We start from the raw sequence: 16541 nt of genomic DNA, 5'->3' as shown, positions 1-16541 counted from the left end.
GGTTGTTCATCCCAGATGTATCATCACGACCTCGCAGGGATTTCCCCATCTCGGAACAGAGGCAGTGTTGGCGGCGCCGGCTGTCACCACCAGTCTGCCATCATAGATGCCTTTTGTATACTTTGGGAAAACGCCCTGTCCCGGCGCATACAGCCCCTGCTTTCCTATCCGTATCTGCCCGCCGTGCGCATGACCGGACAAAATCAGCGGAAGATTTCTGTCTTTTAAATAATCGTCATAGTATTCCGGATGATGGCAGAGCAGTATCCTGTAGCCGTCCTTTGCGCAAAATCTGTCCAGCCATTCCACATCCGCCACAGTGGACAGTCCGCCGATGCGCACCGCCATTCCTTTTATATAAACCAGGCAATCCGCATTGTCCAGCAGCTTTGCCCCGCTCTCCTTCATGACCTTTTCATCCTCCGGCAGGAAGTACCACTCATGATTTCCGACGCTTAAAAATACCGGTGCGATTTTTCCCGCCTCCCGCAGGAAGCGCCAGGCATATTCCGTATCATGTTCATATTTTCCAAATACCAGCTCCAGCACATCATCCGCCTTCATCAGTATCCCGCGCAGCAGCTTCTCCAGACTTCCTTCCTTTGTTGTCCGCATAGTGTCCCTGCTCTCCCCATGCCGCTCAAAGGTATCCCCGGCCACCATAATCACATCCGGTCTGCCCTTCTTTAAGAGGGCAAGCGCCTCCTCCGGCTCCTCCTCATGCAGGTCGGATATCAGACCGACTGTCAGCTTTTCCGGCAGAGGAGCAGACACCGTGTATTCCGTCAGAATAAACTTATTTTTCATTTTTCTATATTTTAAAATCCCTCTTTTCTGCGCAGTCTGCGGTATTCGTTCCGCTTTTTTGCCGCCTCCCACTCTGCCCGTGCGCTCTCTCCCTCTGTCAGAAGTCCCGGAACCGGTCGTGCTTTTCCTTTTTCATCCACCGCAACCATCACTACATACGCACGATTAATCATCGTTCTCGTCCCATCCAATGCTTCCCGGTAAGTATCCACCCGCACTTCCATCGAAGTATTTCCCACATAGGTAAGATGCCCCCGCACAACTACTGTATCATTCAGATAAGCACCCGCCTTAAAAATCAAATTATCAAAGCACGCCGTCACGACATCCGACTCCGCATGGCGCTTACCCACAATTCCTGCCACCTCATCTATCCACGCCACCAGTTGTCCGCCAAACAGGCGCCCACCGCCATTGATATGACGCGGCATCAGAAGATACGACTGTTCCACCTGCGAGTCACTCACCCGCTTCATTCTCCGCTGCTCTTCTTCCATAACCACAGGTTCCTCCGCATTTCTTAATGAATACCACTGAAAACAGGTTACTCTGCCTCAGTCCGCCACCTTTATCCGGCTTCACTCTGTTTTTCCCTCAGACCGGAGCGGAGGCTTTCTTTTTAAATTTTATTTTCCCGCGCTGCTGACCTACCGCAGACCACTTTGCAGCGCTTTCTGCAGAAGGCAATGCCATAAGCCAGCACCTTTGTCCGTCCGTCATTACGCAGCTTTTCATCGTATCTCTTATCCTTGATCTGTGCCAGTGCTTCCCTGCAGGCTTTGTCCAGTCCTGCAATGTCCGGCGCATATTTTACCTCAATGACAATCCCCGCATCTGGATCTTCCGGCTCGATTATGATATCACTGAAGCCATCGCCGGACTCTGCATTAGACAGAATCAGCCATTCCGCTTCACTCCGAAGCAGTCCCAGCAGCAGACCGTGGTAAAAGTTTTCTTTCTTATCATCGGGAGCCTTTGTGTCCAGGACGCTGATCATCCGGTTCAGTATTATGTTAAGCCGCTTTTCTATGTTCTCCGCCTCTCCATTCAGAAAGGCCTGGCAGAACGCATGCATCGGCTTTTTGTCGCCCGCCACACACACTTTAAACCATTCCTGTATCTGCAGTATAAAGACTTCCCGCACCTCACGGTTTGGAATCACCAGTCTGTATACGCCGTTTACCGCCCTGCCCTTCTGTGTCAGATAGCCGGTAGTAAAAAGGACACTCCAGAGGTTGTCTATGCTGGCGTCAATCTCATTATAGGTCAGATCCAGGCGGACCGCTTTTTCTATCGCTTCCCCCGCAATCAGACGCTCTATCTCATTCTGTGTCGTTTTATCCGCCTTATCAATAAAACGCTTTACAAGATCATTCCCGCTGGTATTGATCCAGAAAGCTTCCGGTTCTGCACAGGGGTCTGCCAGCAGCTTTTTTGTATACTTAACCACATCCCACGGACAGTAGATGTCTGCATTGCCGAAACGGTATCCGTCATACCATTCTTTTACAATACCATACTTTTCTTCCAGATCATAGTCTTCCAGCAGTCTCTGCACCTCTGAATCTGTAAAGCCAAACTGCTCATCGTGTTCTACATCAACGATTGAATTGATATCAAAATTGTTCAGCCCGGTGAAAATACTCTCTTTGGAAACACGCAGGCACCCCGTCAGGACAGCGAATTGCAGGAATCCATTCGTTTTCAGCGCCTGCCCGAACAGACCACGAAGCAGCAATACCATTTCTTCATAATAACCATGCTGGAATGCTTTATCCAATGGCACATCATACTCATCAATCAGCAGAATTACCTTCTGCCCGTAATGCTGACAAAGCAGGGAAGACAGTAAAGCTATACTGGATGTAAGTATCATATCATCCATATTATACTGACCTTTTTCCAGCGCCACTAACGCACGGTATTTTTCTTTTTCGTTCTCAGACAGACAATTACTATCCAACAAAAACCGAAACCGTTCTGCCTCAGTACCCACTATTTTTATAAGACGTTTTTTAGCCTCCTCAAATCGCAAGCCTTCAACATCCTTCAATGAAACAAACACAACAGGATACTGGCCCATATACGCTTCACACAATTTCTCCTCCTGTGAAATTGCCAGTCCATCAAACAGCGTCCTGTCCGTCCCGATTTCAAAAAAGCTTTTCAGCATACTCATATTCAGCGTCTTTCCAAAGCGGCGCGGACGGGTAAACAGATTAACTTCTCCCCAGTTATTCAGCAAATCCCGGATGAGCCCCGTCTTGTCTATATAGTAAAAATCTTCCCTGCGGAGTTTCCCAAAATCGTCAATGCCAACAGGAAGCTTCTTTTTCTGCATGCAATCCCATCCTCCTTTCCTGCCTGACACAATCTTTTCTGAACATCCTGCCTTTATTTTACCTCACAGACAGTTGAATAGCAAGCCAGTCTTAGAGACATTTTTCACTCCCATTTAGAAGGGATGCAGAGTGTCAGCGCACGAGATCATATCCTCCGTGAAATTGTTTCGAACCTTCTTATGCATCGGGACTTTTCAAGTGGGTATGTTGCCAAAATGGTCCTTGAAAAGGATAAACTATATACCGAAAACGCCAACCTTTCACATGGATATGGCATCTTAAACCTTGCAACATTCGACCCGTTTCAGAAGAACCCGCCGATTTCAAAAGTATTCCGTGAGATAGGGCTTGCCGATGAACTGGGGTCTGGTATGCGAAATACCTATAAATATACTAAGATGTATTCCGGTGGGGAGCCACAGTTCGTAGAAGGAGATGTGTTCCGCATCACAATCCCGCTGTCTGAGGTGGCGACTGCAACTGTTGGACCAACCTCCCAAGTTACCACCACAGATACCACCCAAGTTACCACCACAGGCAACATCCAAGATAAAACTGCAAAAATGATGATGCTTGTTGAATTCTGCGTCGTTCCACATAGCAAAACAGAGATGATGGAACATTTAGGACTGGTAAATGCTCCATAATCCGTAGACTGACTTGCAACTGCTTTTATGCGATAATGATCTCATCAAACCCACTTGGAAAGCTCCAGAAACTTTGATTGGAGTTTTCTGGGTTTTCAAAGGAGATCGCAAGTATGAATGAAATAATGCAGATCCGTGCGGCCAGCTGGGCCGCAATGATTAAGCAGCGCAATGACAGTGGTCTGACCATCCGGGAATGTAACTGTACAGAAATCTGCTGATCCGCTATGCAGAACCGGCCTTTTCTGTTATACTATCCCTTAGAAAACGGAAGGGAGGTACGAGCGGTGGCAGTTTCATTTACAGAAAAAGAACCTGCTAAACGCCTTGTATTCCACCCGGCCAGCTTCGAAGTGATCGAGCATCATGTGGAAGTATACGTCAGTGCGGATGGAGGAAACTTCGCACACGCGGAGCGTCCCGCGGATCCGTTCCGGAACAGCCTGGCTACGGCATCCCTTGTTGCTGGTATTTAACATGTCAAGGTGCTCGCTATTTGGCGTTTACAAAAAAGGAAGAACGCTTCCAGGTATTATGCTTGAAAGCGTTCTTTTTTATGTTTTTTTTCACAGACCCAAGCAACAATCACTTAAGTACGGTATCCCTTGTTCCGGATTCACGATATCATAGTTCCAGACTTCCGGTATCCGTTCCTCCGGAACAGGGGGTACATTTTTGTCGTAATATTCAATGTATTCCGTTGGGGAGCCACAGTTAGTCCGCAAGTCACTACGCAGGTTAAACTGGAAAGTGGAAAACTGTCTGCACTGCTTGAATACTGTTCGACCGCCAAAATCCGCAAGGAGATGCAGAAATTCTGTGAAATTAAAACTACTGAATACTTCAAAAAAAGCATTGTTAAGCCTATGCTTGCAGAGGGATTAATTCTGCAAAGGTCTTCGCCGCCTTTACAAGACATGTATTCTCCACATCGGTTCCGACAATCGTCCGACTTGGGTACAGATTATCGTACAATACCTTCGATGTTCCCGCTACTGCTATTTTCCTGTTCATTGTTTTTTACTCCTGTGTCTTATAGAGAGTGTCCTTACACTTCGGATTCTTTCTCATTTCTCTTTTCTTGTTCTTTTTACGGATTCACTAATCATAAGCATAGGATAATCCGATTTCGATTCCCAAATATCAACATAATTTGTATCCCCATAAAGTCTTCCTCTGGCTCTTGCGGAGTGCAAATGTAATATTTCAAGCTGATATCTCTGATGGTATCGATTCCCCACAAGGTCTTGAAATTCTGTACTGAAATCCACCTCACCAAACATATTGTCCTCCACAATAACGTTCAATTCGCAGTATCCGTCAACTTCCAGTAATTTTCGATAATTCCAGACCTGACCATTGGTTTGATCAACTATACAGTCCAAAAAAGCTCCTCCAGTTCCTTTATTTTTCAATAATAAGCCAACGCAAACACATTTCGACGATTCATAGTCAAGTTCGTCTCTGTCTATCTTAGGCAACTGCACTGCCCGGCGTGTATTGTTTCTTATAAAAACTCTTTCGTTAGATTTTTTATATTTATTTGTTTTTATTATTCTGGCTCCTTCTTTATAATAGTTTAGATATTCTTCCGGTAGTTCTTCTTCAAGTTCCTTTTTAGTTTTCTCATCACTAAAAAAATTCTCAAAGAGATGAATTGTCTCCAGACTTGGTCTGATTCCTAATGTAATATAAGGTTCATCATCATATTCATAATCTTTAGACGCACAGAAAGACATCTGCATTTTTATGCAAGGCATATGCTCTACACTCTGCTCATTCTCATGCATCTCCCGATCATTTTTGATGCTCCACCAAACACCAAAAACAGTAATGGCAGCAGTTGCTACACCGCTAACCATAGACGACCAAATTGATGAAACCGTGGTAACAATGGCAGAAACAGCCTCATAACCATATTCTGAAGAATCAAGGTATGGTTCCATCTTTAATACAGAAACATATGAAATAATCACGGCAATAGCTAACCAAATGAGAATAATTACTCCTGTAACCTTAAGTATTTGTTTAAATGGACTATGATTGTTAATGCCTATTCTTCCACGCCTGTCGACACACTGTCTTTTATTTGTGAGAAATTTCTCTTTTTCGCTTAACATAACTACCTCTTACATTTACGGGTATAGTACGGAATTATCCACAGTAAAATTCTTTGTACTACTCAGCAAACTTTCCCAGCTCTATTTCTTCCAAATTTATCAACGGATTTTTGTTCATTTCTTTTTTTACATCTTTCTTTACCATATATGTAGTCCGGAGCAGAAGCTTCGCCTTTGTTTTTCCTTCTTATTGCTCTTATCTACAAGTAGTGCAAAATTCACTTTATAATCAATAAAATTGTTCTCTCGATAGGCATCATTTATGGAGAAGGACTTGAAGATCATCCGCAGTCCATTCTCTAAATTCTTTATTGTTTATCCTCATGTGGCTTTTTCCTCCAAATGCAGTAAATTTCTATCTCCTATCCATGAAGTGGAGTAAAAGTCTATTTACTATCATCATTATGAGCTTGAAATAGAAAAATGTCTATCTACCCAAGAATTAAACGCTTACTACATAAGATACCCCCTGTGTCCCAGATATTCAGCCTCACGCTATGTGTATCTGCTTCACAGGGGAATCTACATTTCTACCATTTACTCCTCTTCTTATCTTGTCAAAGACGGCGTTCCGGAAAGCCATCCCTTCACCGTCTCCAGATTGACTTTCACAGCCTTTGCTATCTTTTCTGCCGGAAGACCCATGTCAGCAAGTTCAAAAGCCGTTTCCCGCTTTGCTTTCATCTCGCCTCTGGCTTCTCCAGCCGCTTCGCCTTCTTTATACCATTTTTCGCTGACTTCACACATTTCGTCCCAGCCTTCTTTCTCTTTTATGCACCTCTATATTCTCTTCTACAGTAATTCTACCATTGAATTTAACGCATTACAAGCGACCGGAGAAAAATTTTTCAGAAAGTTTACAGGCTGGTTTTTTTAATGAAATGTCAGCTCATACTGAATTTAAAAGTATTCCATCATTGCTCATATCAACAATCCTGTTTTCATAGAATAATCGTTCTAACTGGTCTATGTATGGTCTAAATTTATGCTTTTCCCTCTTCCACAATGCCTCAATCTCCCGAATAAAATCTTGTGCTGCTGGAGTGTGTGCAATATGAACATATAGTTTACTCACGTCGTAATCACAACGAAGAAATTCCACTTCCCACACATAGGCAGCTACCTCTTTACAAATTTCATCGGCTTTTTCCATCCCTTCGATACTTTCTATATACTCATCCATAATACGAATAACCGCATCCAAGCGAAGAGCCGGAATTGGATGATCTACAGAGCGAATAAGTTGTAACCCTAAAGTAAAATAGAACCGTGTGCGCTCTTCTTGTGTAATTCCCTGTTTATCTGCAATACTACTAAGGTTCCTTGCCCGGCGCTCATCCAATACAAGAAATACCACATTTACACCAAGCATCAGATATTTAAAATCACGACGAATATTTGTGATTTTTTCATTGAATGCCAGACTCATTCTGTCAGCATAACGCTGAGCTTCCATATTAATCAGTCTTTCAGGAATGCCCACCTGCTTCAGTCGCTGACTGTTATCACTCAATGCCTGATTGATCCTATCACTCTGCTACGATACCCGGATTCAGAACTACTGCGAGCCATATAGCAAAGGATATTCATCGCTGTCTCATCTGCATCAAACTCCTTCATCTGCTGAAACAGACTCTCATCCTCCGAAAACGCTTCATCTGCAAACTCGAAGTGTCCCTCTCCATCTTTATCGACATGACCATTCAATATATGTGAATATTCACTCAGCTCTTTTTCATACACAGCAAAAGCATTTACATCTGAGTTATTAATGACAAATAGGTGAGGTCGCGGAATCTCTCTTTTATAACCCAATTCATAATATTCTTTAAACTTATCTATCAAGTCATTTCCACAGTCCAGCGCAGTATATTCTGGCGCTGATTCATCCAGAGTGTCTGACCCCCAATAAGAAACGGGGCGTATATTCGCTAAACATTGAAAACTAAAAGTATAATCCATTAATTGTAAGTTCTCCTAATATTTTTGCTTTCATTTGTTTTTATATGTCACAACTTTGAACTACTTATGACTCCTATTAAACCATAGATGAAAACGTTTATGATTATCTGTAGAAGCAAACCCCGCTCAGAGTTCTATGCCTCCTGATCTCCTATCTCCTTGGGGGCAGGGAAAAACAGTATCGGGATTCTCTACCGCCCTTTTAAACACAATCCTCACGAAACTCAAGCCAGAACTTTTACTGTTCTCCCGGCAGTCAATAAACAATCCTTGACCCATCATCCTATTTTTTTGAAATCCGCAGGGACAGCTCTTTTTTAGCTCTGTTTTCATACTCCTCCTGAGATTCAAACATTTTACGCTTAATTCCCGCATTTCGATATATCTTCGTTTCTGCCCGTTCTTTAAACTCTTGTTCTGATTCCAGCAATTTCTTTCTGGTACCCGACTGGTTCTCCAGAGCTTTCCTGCCAGCTCTCTGCTGGTATTCTGCCTCCGATTCAAACAAATGTTTTTTCTCCCCGGAAGAACAGCCACTTCTTTTCCTACCTAAGGTTATGGTAAATCTTAACTCTTGGGAAAGTACATAGCAAGCTGTAAGAGAAAGATGGATTGTTCTTTATGGAATACGATCATACACTATAGTATATGATCCAGATCATTGCCCCAAAAAACACCGCCAATCTTAAACGTCAGACCCAGCAGGAACATAAACACAGCGAACACGACAATGTACGCCGCTCTCCACAGCTTTCCATTTAGGTCATTGAATCGGCATCAAGAAATCGGAGATGCTCTGCCAGCTCCCGGCTTGCCCTTCCAGTGTGTTCCCTGTCCTAATGGGACAGGGAAGTCATGAAAAGAAGCCAGAAAATCGTGGAAATCAGAGATATATAAAACGCCAATGTGCTTTACCTCCCGGTATTGATGGGAACAATATTCCCACAGATTCTTGCTGTTCTCTCGCCGGTCGATGAACAGCTCCTTCGTGTAGGTATCTCCTCTCCCTTTCTTCAAACTGTACGAGAATACCAACCCGGAATAGGTACGGAACTTATATCCCTGGAACTCAATCCCCACTGCCCACAAAGTCTCCGCGCTCTGTTCTATTCTCAGCTTCTCCAGAATTTCGTTCCGTTTCCACATCCGGCGGATGCGCTCTGCTCCGACGCTGAGATTATTACTGTCCGTTTCGGCTGGGAAATACACGCCCTTCTCATAAGGAAGATATGAGGTAACAGAGGCTTTGGAGAGATTCATTTCTTTCATCGTCGCTGCGATGGCTTCTGTGTACGGTCTGCCAGAGGTTCTGTGTTTATTAACCTAATCGACAATCTCCGGCTGATACACGCCAACAGTGATTAACAGTTTGCGTACATTGATGGGATTGAGGCCGAGTTCGTCAGCACTCATACCGTCGGCCAACATTTTCTTCAGCACAGTCTCAGCTTCTGCCTTTTTTGCTTCTTCGGCTGCTTTCTGATCCGCTTTGGCCTTCTTTGCTTCGAACTTGGCTACTTCTTTCTCAGCGGACTTCAAAGCTGATTTTTTAGCTTTTAGGTCAGCCTTCAGAGCATCGATGTTGGCAAAGATAGAAGTAATCTCATCGCTGAGAGAGCTGATAATAAACTGCTTCTCAACGATTTGTGATGAGATATCGGACTTGGGAGATTCTTGCTTCCTTTGGTTCTGGGCATAGGATAATCCATGTTCTAATAAAACTATAAAAACAATTTTATACCATATTTATTCGACAAACGATTTTATCTTCGAAAACAAGCAAAGGTAATTCTCATATATATCATCTAATATTTCTGCTGTTTCCAAATATGTATTTAACATTTTTGAAGAAATAGTTTCACTTTCGTCATCCTCTCTCTCTATAATCTTCTTTCCAAGTCTCCCTTCTAATTCAAGAACAAATTTTTTTATATTGTCTTTAAGCATGGCATATTGCACTTTCTCAGATGCTTCACCTGCATAGTCATCAAACTCAACACGTTCCAACTCTGGACGAGTAGGCTTTTTCTGTGATGCAAACTTTCCCTTCATATTACCATAGAGTTCGCTTCTTACATTTCTCAAATCCGCCTCAACCTTACTGTAGAACATATTTACATAGTCCCGAATTTCTTGTTCATTCTCGGTTCCGGTCAGCTTGAGCAAATAGTTTATAAGCTTCTCCTTGTCTGAAAAGAGAACTGATTCTATACAATATCCATCATGTGTGTGTACCCACGCTCCATTTCCAAGTCTATGCAGAACATTACTATCAATAAAGCGAGCATTTTCAGCTGCGGTAGAAAAGTCCTTATCAAAAATTGCCGCATATTTACAATTTGGAACAATTTGAGATAAAAGATTTTTATTTGCCATCACTTTCAAATTCAGACTATCTTTTCCGCGTATGTACCAAAAAGACACCCTTGAAAAATCGATACACTTATCGCTCTCCACTCTCCTCAATGTATCATTCATTGATTTCAAATAGCTGATATCATCGTCGCCTTCAACAAATATCACACGTTTGCTTTTCTGCAATCGAGTCAATCCAGTAATAACTCCTCCCAATGCAGTGTGCAAAGCATCTATATTTACATCGTTCAGTGCCTTAATCGTTCCATTTCTTTTGTTTTCTGCGTTTACAAAAATCACTTCATTGGGTTTAACTTCTGACACGAAGTTATCATTATGCGATATTACGAAAACTTGAACCTTTTCAATTCCCTTGATACATTTTAACAGATTATTTTGAATTCTTGGGCTTATGTGTGAATCTGGTTCATCAATAAGCAGCACATTAAGTGCATTATCCATTATCGCAATTGATGAAAAGATCTCTGCAACCTGCAAAAATCCACTTCCCTGCAAACCAACATCCAGTCTTTTTCCATTTTGTTCAACTAATAAATTAATATACTCTACTCTCTCTCTTTCTGTTCTCGGTGGGGTTCTAAATGCAAAGTCTGTTCCAAGGACTTCTTTCATTCTACGCGTCAGAAGTTCTAAATCGCAAGCTATAATCTTATTTCGGAGCACCTCGTGGGACTTACCCTTTTCAATCTTCTTCTTGACTTGCCCTGGATACATATAAGGCTCTTTTGAAAGAACTTTTGCAACCGGTTCCGTCTGTTGTATAAACAAAAAGTCTACCAGCTTAATACCTTGACTCCCTAAGCCTGCTTTAAAACGCTGGAATTCTTCTGAATTATTTCTTGAAAGGCGAATATAAGAATTCTCTATGGATGGCTTGGTTAATATGAATCCCAAAGAATAACTTGCACTTTCATTGTCTTCTTTGAATTCTATTTCAATTTCACATGTTCTCTTAGTGCCGTAGAACAAATCTTCATCTTTTGTTATTCTCAAAAAATAAAGTTCGTCAAAACTAATGTACAACTGAACCGATTGGCTGTAAAAATCTCTCTTATTACTCGTTAAAGTTTCATCATAACATTTTTTCCAGAGAAAAAGTGCCTCAAAAATAGTTGATTTTCCTATATTATTCTCTCCGATTATTACATTAAATTGCCTATTTACTTCTATTATAACCGTATCAGCATACGCCTTGAAATCCTTTAATGTTATTTTTGAGATATACATAATTCTTTCTCCCTATTTAGTCAAGTCTTTTTTCCTTAAAATCAAGGATTTTTTCAATATACCATCAATAAATATCTCAGAAGAAGGAGCCATAGGAATGGACATTTCTCTGTATCTGGTACGAAAATAGTGGATTCTAGGTATACAAAGTAAAACGTCTTGCTCATCGTTCTACATGGCCTTGTGTATACCCATCCATCTACGTCAGCGTTCCTCCCGTGTCTACCAGGATTATCAACCCGCATAAGCTGAGTCCTAACTTCTCTCGTCCCGCCCGTCCATAACCAGGGTGTCAGCCCAGCTCCTAATCATAATCTTACCCTATGGAAAGTATTCCTGCCGACTACTGGCTCATTTTTTGTATCTTTTATTACTGACTTTCATTCGGTCTGCAACAGCACTTTTCAGTGGACGTTTTCCTGTTGCTTTCTTTTTTGTTACTTCCAGCTGCCGTGGCTGGTTTCAGCATTCGAGCTGTCTTTCCTTAAGTACTCAAATCAGCCACGATATACTGTTTTTCGTTCCTTTTATGCTGCTATTGCAGCTTCCGGCCTTACGATATCACCCAGCATCTTCTGACCGGCATAATCGATACCTTTTGTCAGTACCGTATAAAAAATCTTGATCGGCTTACACACAATTGCTATCACCGACTGCATCTTCTTCAATGGATTCTCCTTCCGTGTCCTGTAATAGTCATGGATTTCCTTGAATTCTTTATTCTTTCCTATCACAAATACCGCAGCTTCATACAACGCATATCTCAAGCGTTTTCTTCCTCTATGGCTGATGCAGCTTTCTCCCTTGTGCCTGGCCGGAACTGTCTGCAACAATCGCATATCCTGCCAGTTTCTGCAGCTGCTTTGGATTATCAAAACGACGGATGTCACCCACCTCTGCAATAAAACAGCTTACGGTTTTTAAACCAATCCCATTGATCCCCATCATTTCGTCAATGTAAGGAATCTCCGAAAGTTTCGCTTCTATCTCCTGTATCAGTTCATCCATTCTGTTTTTATATACTTCATAATCATTCAGCAGGTTTCGGATCTATATCCTGGCACTTCCTGGTGCTTCCGTACTCCCAATACTGTGCTCCGCTGCTGATACCAGGGTCTTTGCCCTCTCTAAGCCGGCGCCTCCCAGCTTTGCATCCCTCCATCCCCGTTCATACCACCCACGCCAAGTTCTTTGATATCACATGGCAGCGGAGCCTTTTTGATCACCATGATCCCGCTTATGGCATTCTTTTTTTATAAACGTCTTTCATTTCCGGAAAATAAATGCTGAACCATCGGGCAATCCGTTTTTTTATTCTGGTGATCTCTTCCTGTATCTGAATGCGGAGATTTGACAGGTTTCTGTTCTCTGCATAAATCCCTGTAGGAATATATGGATACGAAAACCCTCCTCCATTTACCAGACCCTTGATCGTTTTGGGATCCTTACGGTCATTTTTGTTCGGGTTATTATCATCCAGCTCTTTAGACTTCTTTAAATGATGCAGATTCACATGTACCGGCTTCATCCCCTGTCCCTGCAGGTACGCTCCAAGGTTCAGCCAGTAGTAGCCGGTAGGGTTCCATTCCTAAAATTACCGTTGCTTTCCCATGTTTGTCTTCCATCCATGTCTTAAATACAGCAAACCCGGATTCATCGTTGTTGAAAGCAAACAGCTTTATTGAATACTCATAATTTCGCCAGTCGAAAGCCCTTGCATAATGGGTTTCGCTTCCAACATCGATACCAACGATTAAAGTTTTTCTGTAATAGATGCAATTTTTGTGTTCTGTGTTATAACTCATTTCAGATACCTCTCTGTTCAATAAGATTTTTACTAACTGCCCAAAAGTCAGTAATCTTATTTTACTCTGAGGTATTTTTTCTCAACCTTCTTTCTCGGAATTCCTTATATTTGAATTATACAAGAAGCTCTTGTAGTAATCAGTGCCTCTTGTAAGCGCATGGCTGCTCTTTCTCGATCTCTGAGCTTTTTGGCACCGCCATATCCCTTTGATAGCCAGGTTCTTCCATCAGCAATGTAAAAAGACCGTTTAACTCCTAGTTGATTCGCATATCCCGAATGTCATCGGAAAAATCCGCCAGCGTATACAGCCTCTCCATAATCTCTTTAATAAAATGAAGACGCTTCCGGCAGGAAAGCAGGCTGCCCGCCGAAGTCCCGATATTTCCGGCTGATCTCTGGCAAAGATTTCCCATAAAACCGGCACCATACAAGTTTCCAGTGACCGCTGGCATCTGAAGCTGTCAAATCCACGACTGTATTAGTTATTTGAAATTTTCTTGCAAATAATTCGGATAAATTATCTTCAAAACAGTCCTCTTGTTCTTAGAGCTACCTATATGAAAGCTGATTGGAAATATACTTCCCCCTACCTTACACACAGCCCAAAAGCTATATCCCACAACGCTGTCTGGGCTGCCGAAAACATATCACCCGCAGACAGACCGCCGAACGCATAAGAAAAATGCAGGTGAATGTGACGCGATGGGGCAAAATAAGCCTTGATTTATGCGGTTTTCCAGGCGGGAAAATAAGGCAGCATGGGATTTATAACCTTTGCCCCCGGAAATGCCATTCTATTGCGCAACAATCTAATCTCTGCACCCATAAGAAAACCAGGGCGCAGTGGCTATCTGATAACTGCCTCACCTCAATTTATAAGTTTATTTTTTCTCAAATAGAAAAACCAATATAGATAATACATTATGGCAGCAAATAGTAGTAAGATGTTGAATAAAAAGAGTATTCCAATTAAATTACATAATATCTGATACGCATTACTATAATTGTGATATAGTTCACTGCCAAAGATAGAAAGAAATGTAATCGAAAATAATAAAGCTATTTGCGCAAAATAGATTACATTCCTAAATACAATGTATCTGAAATAAGAACCGAAATATTCTTCAATTTTATGTGGAAAGCCTAAAATTCGTTTCAATCTCAAATACTCAAATTCTATGTATTTTTTGCATAGTCTTTTTGTATTTCGGGTGATATTTCCTTGTGTAATTTCCTTTTCTAACTCCATAATAATTTTTAAGAAATCACAGGAAAGATACAAAAAGTATTTTCGCTTTTTGGTTTTCATATTCTGCAAAAGATTTTGAAAATCTATATCTTCTATATTTTTATCAAAAACCAGCAGATATAAAGGTAAAAATACTTTTTCTAATTGTTGCATATAAATTTCCACATTATGTTTTTTGTTTTCTGACCTTTTTGTAAAAACGTATGACAATGTTGCAGTTAGAATTACAGCAACTATAGACGCAACTCGTTCATCTAAAAGAAAATTTGCAAGTGTTCCACTACCCATCTCTACTATACTCCTTCTCAAAAAAGTTGTTAAACATATTGTTTTTTCTATCCCTTTTTGTGTATTCATTTTAGATCACTCATTTTTGTAAAAGTAATTGTCACTTTTATTTTTCCGTTTTTCAAAATGGAAATAAGCTTTTCACTTCAACGGCTTTTCAACTACTAACTCAATGTTAATGATGATTCCAAGTGCTTGAGGGATAAAATTTCAAGAAGATAAGGCTCTCCCATCAAAACCAATCCGTTTTCACCACTTTCCAGAGAATTCTTCACGATTGCTTCTACGTTTAAAACCCTGGAATACCCGCATGCGACATATAGTATCTTCATTTTTAATGTGGATAACCTTCCAGCATCTTCAGCAAGTCTTCGTCACAGTATAAGTTCTTCCACCGGAAGACACCTGCATCTATGCCTGGAATCGTTGCAATAATCCGCTGATCTCTGCTGCTTGAAAATGATCGAATCAGAATCGTTCCATCCGCATATGCACTTATAAAAGTCTTCTTTTTTTCCGGAAAAGCACACTCTAATGGTTCAGCTTGATTGTTCCGCACAATCTCAACCGATTCCCAATGACCTATTTCTCGTCCATACTTTTGCTCATTGATCAGTTCCCAGAGAAGAATATCGCCATTAGACGCATATCCTGCCAGAATAATTCGATTACTGGTAAAAAACTGCAGTTTCGTGATTGACCGCCCTTTCGTTGGCAATCGCCACTGGCACTGTCCGGTTTTGATGATTCTGACCCGCACCAGTTTCTGGTTATCCAACAAATCCCTCCTTTTTCGGTCATTTCTATCCGCATGGTATTTCTCCGGCGAATAACTTGCGGCGAAGCGCTCATCTGCAGAACACACAGCAATGGCTGTCACCGGACTGTTATGCCCAGGGCAACCATTCAGCCGCTTCAACTTCTCATCCCAAGTAAACGCATCTCCCTTCTCAGTCAGAACGATTGCATTTCCCTTCGATGTGAACTGAATATCTTTTACCTTCATGGACTTGATTCGTTTCAGAAGGGACTTTGAAACAAATGGCTTGGTGTTTGTCCGTTTCATCTCACCCTTTTCACCTGTTTTCAGATCCATCCTGTAATATGTCCCATCCGAGAATTGACATTCAAGTGTGTTGCCATCTACCGGAAGTTTCACTCTACTCACCCGATATAACAAGTGGATTGTCCTAATACATTTGCCATGCTCTACATTCCATATCTGAACAAGTTTTCCACCAGAACCAAGAGCCGCAAGTTTCCCATCCCGCGTGAACGCTACTGTAGCAATTTGGCTGTCACTCAAAGACAGATTTGCAATGCAGTCTTGTGTATAGACGTCCCAAACCTGGATATATCCGCTTTCAAATCCAACCGCATAATATCTTCCATTCTCCGAAGCTCTCCTGCAAACGCCACCCAAATCAGACTCTCTGAGACGTTTCTCTAAAGCAGAAATTTTCTGTTCTTCATCCGAAACCGGGAGCGTCATGATTTCTTTAGCATTCCCTAATTCTATCTTGTCATAAGCGATTGTCGACCATTTATAAGTACCATGCTCATTTTTTACAATCAAATAATCATCTGCGTCAAAACCGATTACACTCTCTTTTCCTTGTTGAAGCTGTCCCACAATCATCTGACTTTGTGTCAATAGATTTGTGATCGACACCACGACAAACGCATGAATGATTCCTATCGTCCAATTTCTGTTTT

17 protein-coding genes and 1 pseudogene are annotated in these 16541 nt (G+C 41.8%); 2 read left to right on the top strand and 16 right to left on the bottom strand.

Translation table 11 applies throughout. The features are described 5' to 3' along the window. Nucleotides 1-6: 6 nt before the first annotated feature. From NQ534_RS17510 to NQ534_RS17500, 3 genes are all read right to left on the bottom strand, one after another. On the bottom strand, nt 7-807 hold the full coding sequence (locus NQ534_RS17510; protein WP_006862517.1) for a metallophosphoesterase: 801 nt from the start codon (nt 805-807) through the stop codon (nt 7-9). Nucleotides 808-818: 11 nt separating this feature from the next. Next, complete coding sequence (locus tag NQ534_RS17505) at nt 819-1304, bottom strand: acyl-CoA thioesterase (RefSeq protein ID WP_006862516.1); 486 nt, start codon at nt 1302-1304, stop codon at nt 819-821. Nucleotides 1305-1426: 122 nt separating this feature from the next. Further along, nucleotides 1427-3148: an AAA family ATPase gene (locus NQ534_RS17500; RefSeq protein WP_006862514.1), complete on the bottom strand. Its 1722-nt coding sequence runs from the start codon at nt 3146-3148 to the stop codon at nt 1427-1429. Between the two features lie 123 nt (nt 3149-3271). On the opposite strand from NQ534_RS17500, the gene NQ534_RS17495 reads away from it, so the two are divergent. Further along, nucleotides 3272-3796, top strand: a complete 525-nt coding sequence (locus NQ534_RS17495) for a putative DNA binding domain-containing protein (RefSeq protein ID WP_006862513.1) — start codon at nt 3272-3274, stop codon at nt 3794-3796. A gap of 287 nt (nt 3797-4083) precedes the next feature. Beyond that, complete coding sequence (locus NQ534_RS17490) at nt 4084-4272, top strand: hypothetical protein (RefSeq protein WP_040783728.1); 189 nt, start codon at nt 4084-4086, stop codon at nt 4270-4272. A 388-nt stretch (nt 4273-4660) separates the two neighbouring features. Here the strand turns inward: NQ534_RS17490 and NQ534_RS17485 are convergent, their stop codons facing one another. The 13 genes and pseudogenes from NQ534_RS17485 to NQ534_RS17425 all read right to left on the bottom strand — a co-directional run bounded on the left by NQ534_RS17485 (nt 4661) and on the right by NQ534_RS17425 (nt 16464). After that, nucleotides 4661-4810: a hypothetical protein gene (locus NQ534_RS17485; protein WP_006862510.1), complete on the bottom strand. Its 150-nt coding sequence runs from the start codon at nt 4808-4810 to the stop codon at nt 4661-4663. Between the two features lie 53 nt (nt 4811-4863). Next, the gene (locus tag NQ534_RS17480; protein WP_006862509.1) at nt 4864-5916 is read right to left on the bottom strand and encodes a hypothetical protein; all 1053 of its coding nucleotides are present in this window, start codon (nt 5914-5916) and stop codon (nt 4864-4866) included. Nucleotides 5917-6465: 549 nt separating this feature from the next. Further along, nucleotides 6466-6663 carry a hypothetical protein gene (locus tag NQ534_RS17475; RefSeq protein WP_006862507.1) on the bottom strand — a complete coding sequence of 66 codons (198 nt, stop codon included), beginning with the start codon at nt 6661-6663 and terminating at the stop codon, nt 6466-6468. A 142-nt stretch (nt 6664-6805) separates the two neighbouring features. Continuing rightward, nucleotides 6806-7429: a hypothetical protein gene (locus NQ534_RS17470; protein ID WP_006862506.1), complete on the bottom strand. Its 624-nt coding sequence runs from the start codon at nt 7427-7429 to the stop codon at nt 6806-6808. Then, nucleotides 7426-7878 carry a hypothetical protein gene (locus NQ534_RS17465; protein ID WP_006862505.1) on the bottom strand — a complete coding sequence of 151 codons (453 nt, stop codon included), beginning with the start codon at nt 7876-7878 and terminating at the stop codon, nt 7426-7428. The genes NQ534_RS17470 and NQ534_RS17465 overlap by 4 nt, the downstream gene beginning before the upstream one ends. Nucleotides 7879-8161: 283 nt before the next feature. Further along, the gene (locus tag NQ534_RS17460) at nt 8162-8386 is read right to left on the bottom strand and encodes a hypothetical protein (protein WP_006862504.1); all 225 of its coding nucleotides are present in this window, start codon (nt 8384-8386) and stop codon (nt 8162-8164) included. A 269-nt stretch (nt 8387-8655) separates the two neighbouring features. Continuing rightward, the gene (locus NQ534_RS17455) at nt 8656-9147 is read right to left on the bottom strand and encodes a hypothetical protein (RefSeq protein WP_006862503.1); all 492 of its coding nucleotides are present in this window, start codon (nt 9145-9147) and stop codon (nt 8656-8658) included. A gap of 54 nt (nt 9148-9201) precedes the next feature. Further along, complete coding sequence (locus tag NQ534_RS21455) at nt 9202-9417, bottom strand: hypothetical protein (protein ID WP_006862502.1); 216 nt, start codon at nt 9415-9417, stop codon at nt 9202-9204. Nucleotides 9418-9624: 207 nt separating this feature from the next. Further along, nucleotides 9625-11481 carry an ATP-dependent nuclease gene (locus tag NQ534_RS17445; RefSeq protein WP_006862500.1) on the bottom strand — a complete coding sequence of 619 codons (1857 nt, stop codon included), beginning with the start codon at nt 11479-11481 and terminating at the stop codon, nt 9625-9627. A gap of 527 nt (nt 11482-12008) precedes the next feature. Then, nucleotides 12009-13279, bottom strand: a pseudogene (locus NQ534_RS21780) (IS110 family RNA-guided transposase). Between the two features lie 263 nt (nt 13280-13542). Continuing rightward, on the bottom strand, nt 13543-13701 hold the full coding sequence (locus tag NQ534_RS17435; protein WP_157200738.1) for a hypothetical protein: 159 nt from the start codon (nt 13699-13701) through the stop codon (nt 13543-13545). A 455-nt stretch (nt 13702-14156) separates the two neighbouring features. Beyond that, nucleotides 14157-14894, bottom strand: a complete 738-nt coding sequence (locus NQ534_RS17430; RefSeq protein ID WP_006862494.1) for a hypothetical protein — start codon at nt 14892-14894, stop codon at nt 14157-14159. Between the two features lie 265 nt (nt 14895-15159). After that, nucleotides 15160-16464: a WD40 repeat domain-containing protein gene (locus NQ534_RS17425; protein ID WP_006862493.1), complete on the bottom strand. Its 1305-nt coding sequence runs from the start codon at nt 16462-16464 to the stop codon at nt 15160-15162. Nucleotides 16465-16541 lie beyond the last annotated feature (77 nt).

The sequence above is a fragment of the Marvinbryantia formatexigens DSM 14469 genome, assembly GCF_025148285.1.
GTDB classification, from domain to species: Bacteria; Bacillota; Clostridia; order Lachnospirales; family Lachnospiraceae; genus Marvinbryantia; species Marvinbryantia formatexigens.
Note: the sequence above shows the minus strand (reverse complement) of the source record. Positions and strands in the feature narration are given on the sequence as shown.

Coding starts and splice junctions, on each gene's coding strand:
- NQ534_RS17510 (WP_006862517.1), bottom strand. CDS start 807: ATGAAAAATAAGTTTATTCTGACGGAATACACGGTGTCTGCTCCTCTG.
- NQ534_RS17505 (WP_006862516.1), bottom strand. CDS start 1,304: ATGGAAGAAGAGCAGCGGAGAATGAAGCGGGTGAGTGACTCGCAGGTG.
- NQ534_RS17500 (WP_006862514.1), bottom strand. CDS start 3,148: ATGCAGAAAAAGAAGCTTCCTGTTGGCATTGACGATTTTGGGAAACTC.
- NQ534_RS17495 (WP_006862513.1), top strand. CDS start 3,272: ATGCAGAGTGTCAGCGCACGAGATCATATCCTCCGTGAAATTGTTTCG.
- NQ534_RS17485 (WP_006862510.1), bottom strand. CDS start 4,810: ATGAACAGGAAAATAGCAGTAGCGGGAACATCGAAGGTATTGTACGAT.
- NQ534_RS17480 (WP_006862509.1), bottom strand. CDS start 5,916: ATGTTAAGCGAAAAAGAGAAATTTCTCACAAATAAAAGACAGTGTGTC.
- NQ534_RS17475 (WP_006862507.1), bottom strand. CDS start 6,663: ATGTGTGAAGTCAGCGAAAAATGGTATAAAGAAGGCGAAGCGGCTGGA.
- NQ534_RS17465 (WP_006862505.1), bottom strand. CDS start 7,878: ATGGATTATACTTTTAGTTTTCAATGTTTAGCGAATATACGCCCCGTT.
- NQ534_RS17455 (WP_006862503.1), bottom strand. CDS start 9,147: ATGAAAGAAATGAATCTCTCCAAAGCCTCTGTTACCTCATATCTTCCT.
- NQ534_RS17445 (WP_006862500.1), bottom strand. CDS start 11,481: ATGTATATCTCAAAAATAACATTAAAGGATTTCAAGGCGTATGCTGAT.
- NQ534_RS17435 (WP_157200738.1), bottom strand. CDS start 13,701: ATGGGAAATCTTTGCCAGAGATCAGCCGGAAATATCGGGACTTCGGCG.
- NQ534_RS17430 (WP_006862494.1), bottom strand. CDS start 14,894: ATGAATACACAAAAAGGGATAGAAAAAACAATATGTTTAACAACTTTT.
- NQ534_RS17425 (WP_006862493.1), bottom strand. CDS start 16,464: ATGATTGTGGGACAGCTTCAACAAGGAAAAGAGAGTGTAATCGGTTTT.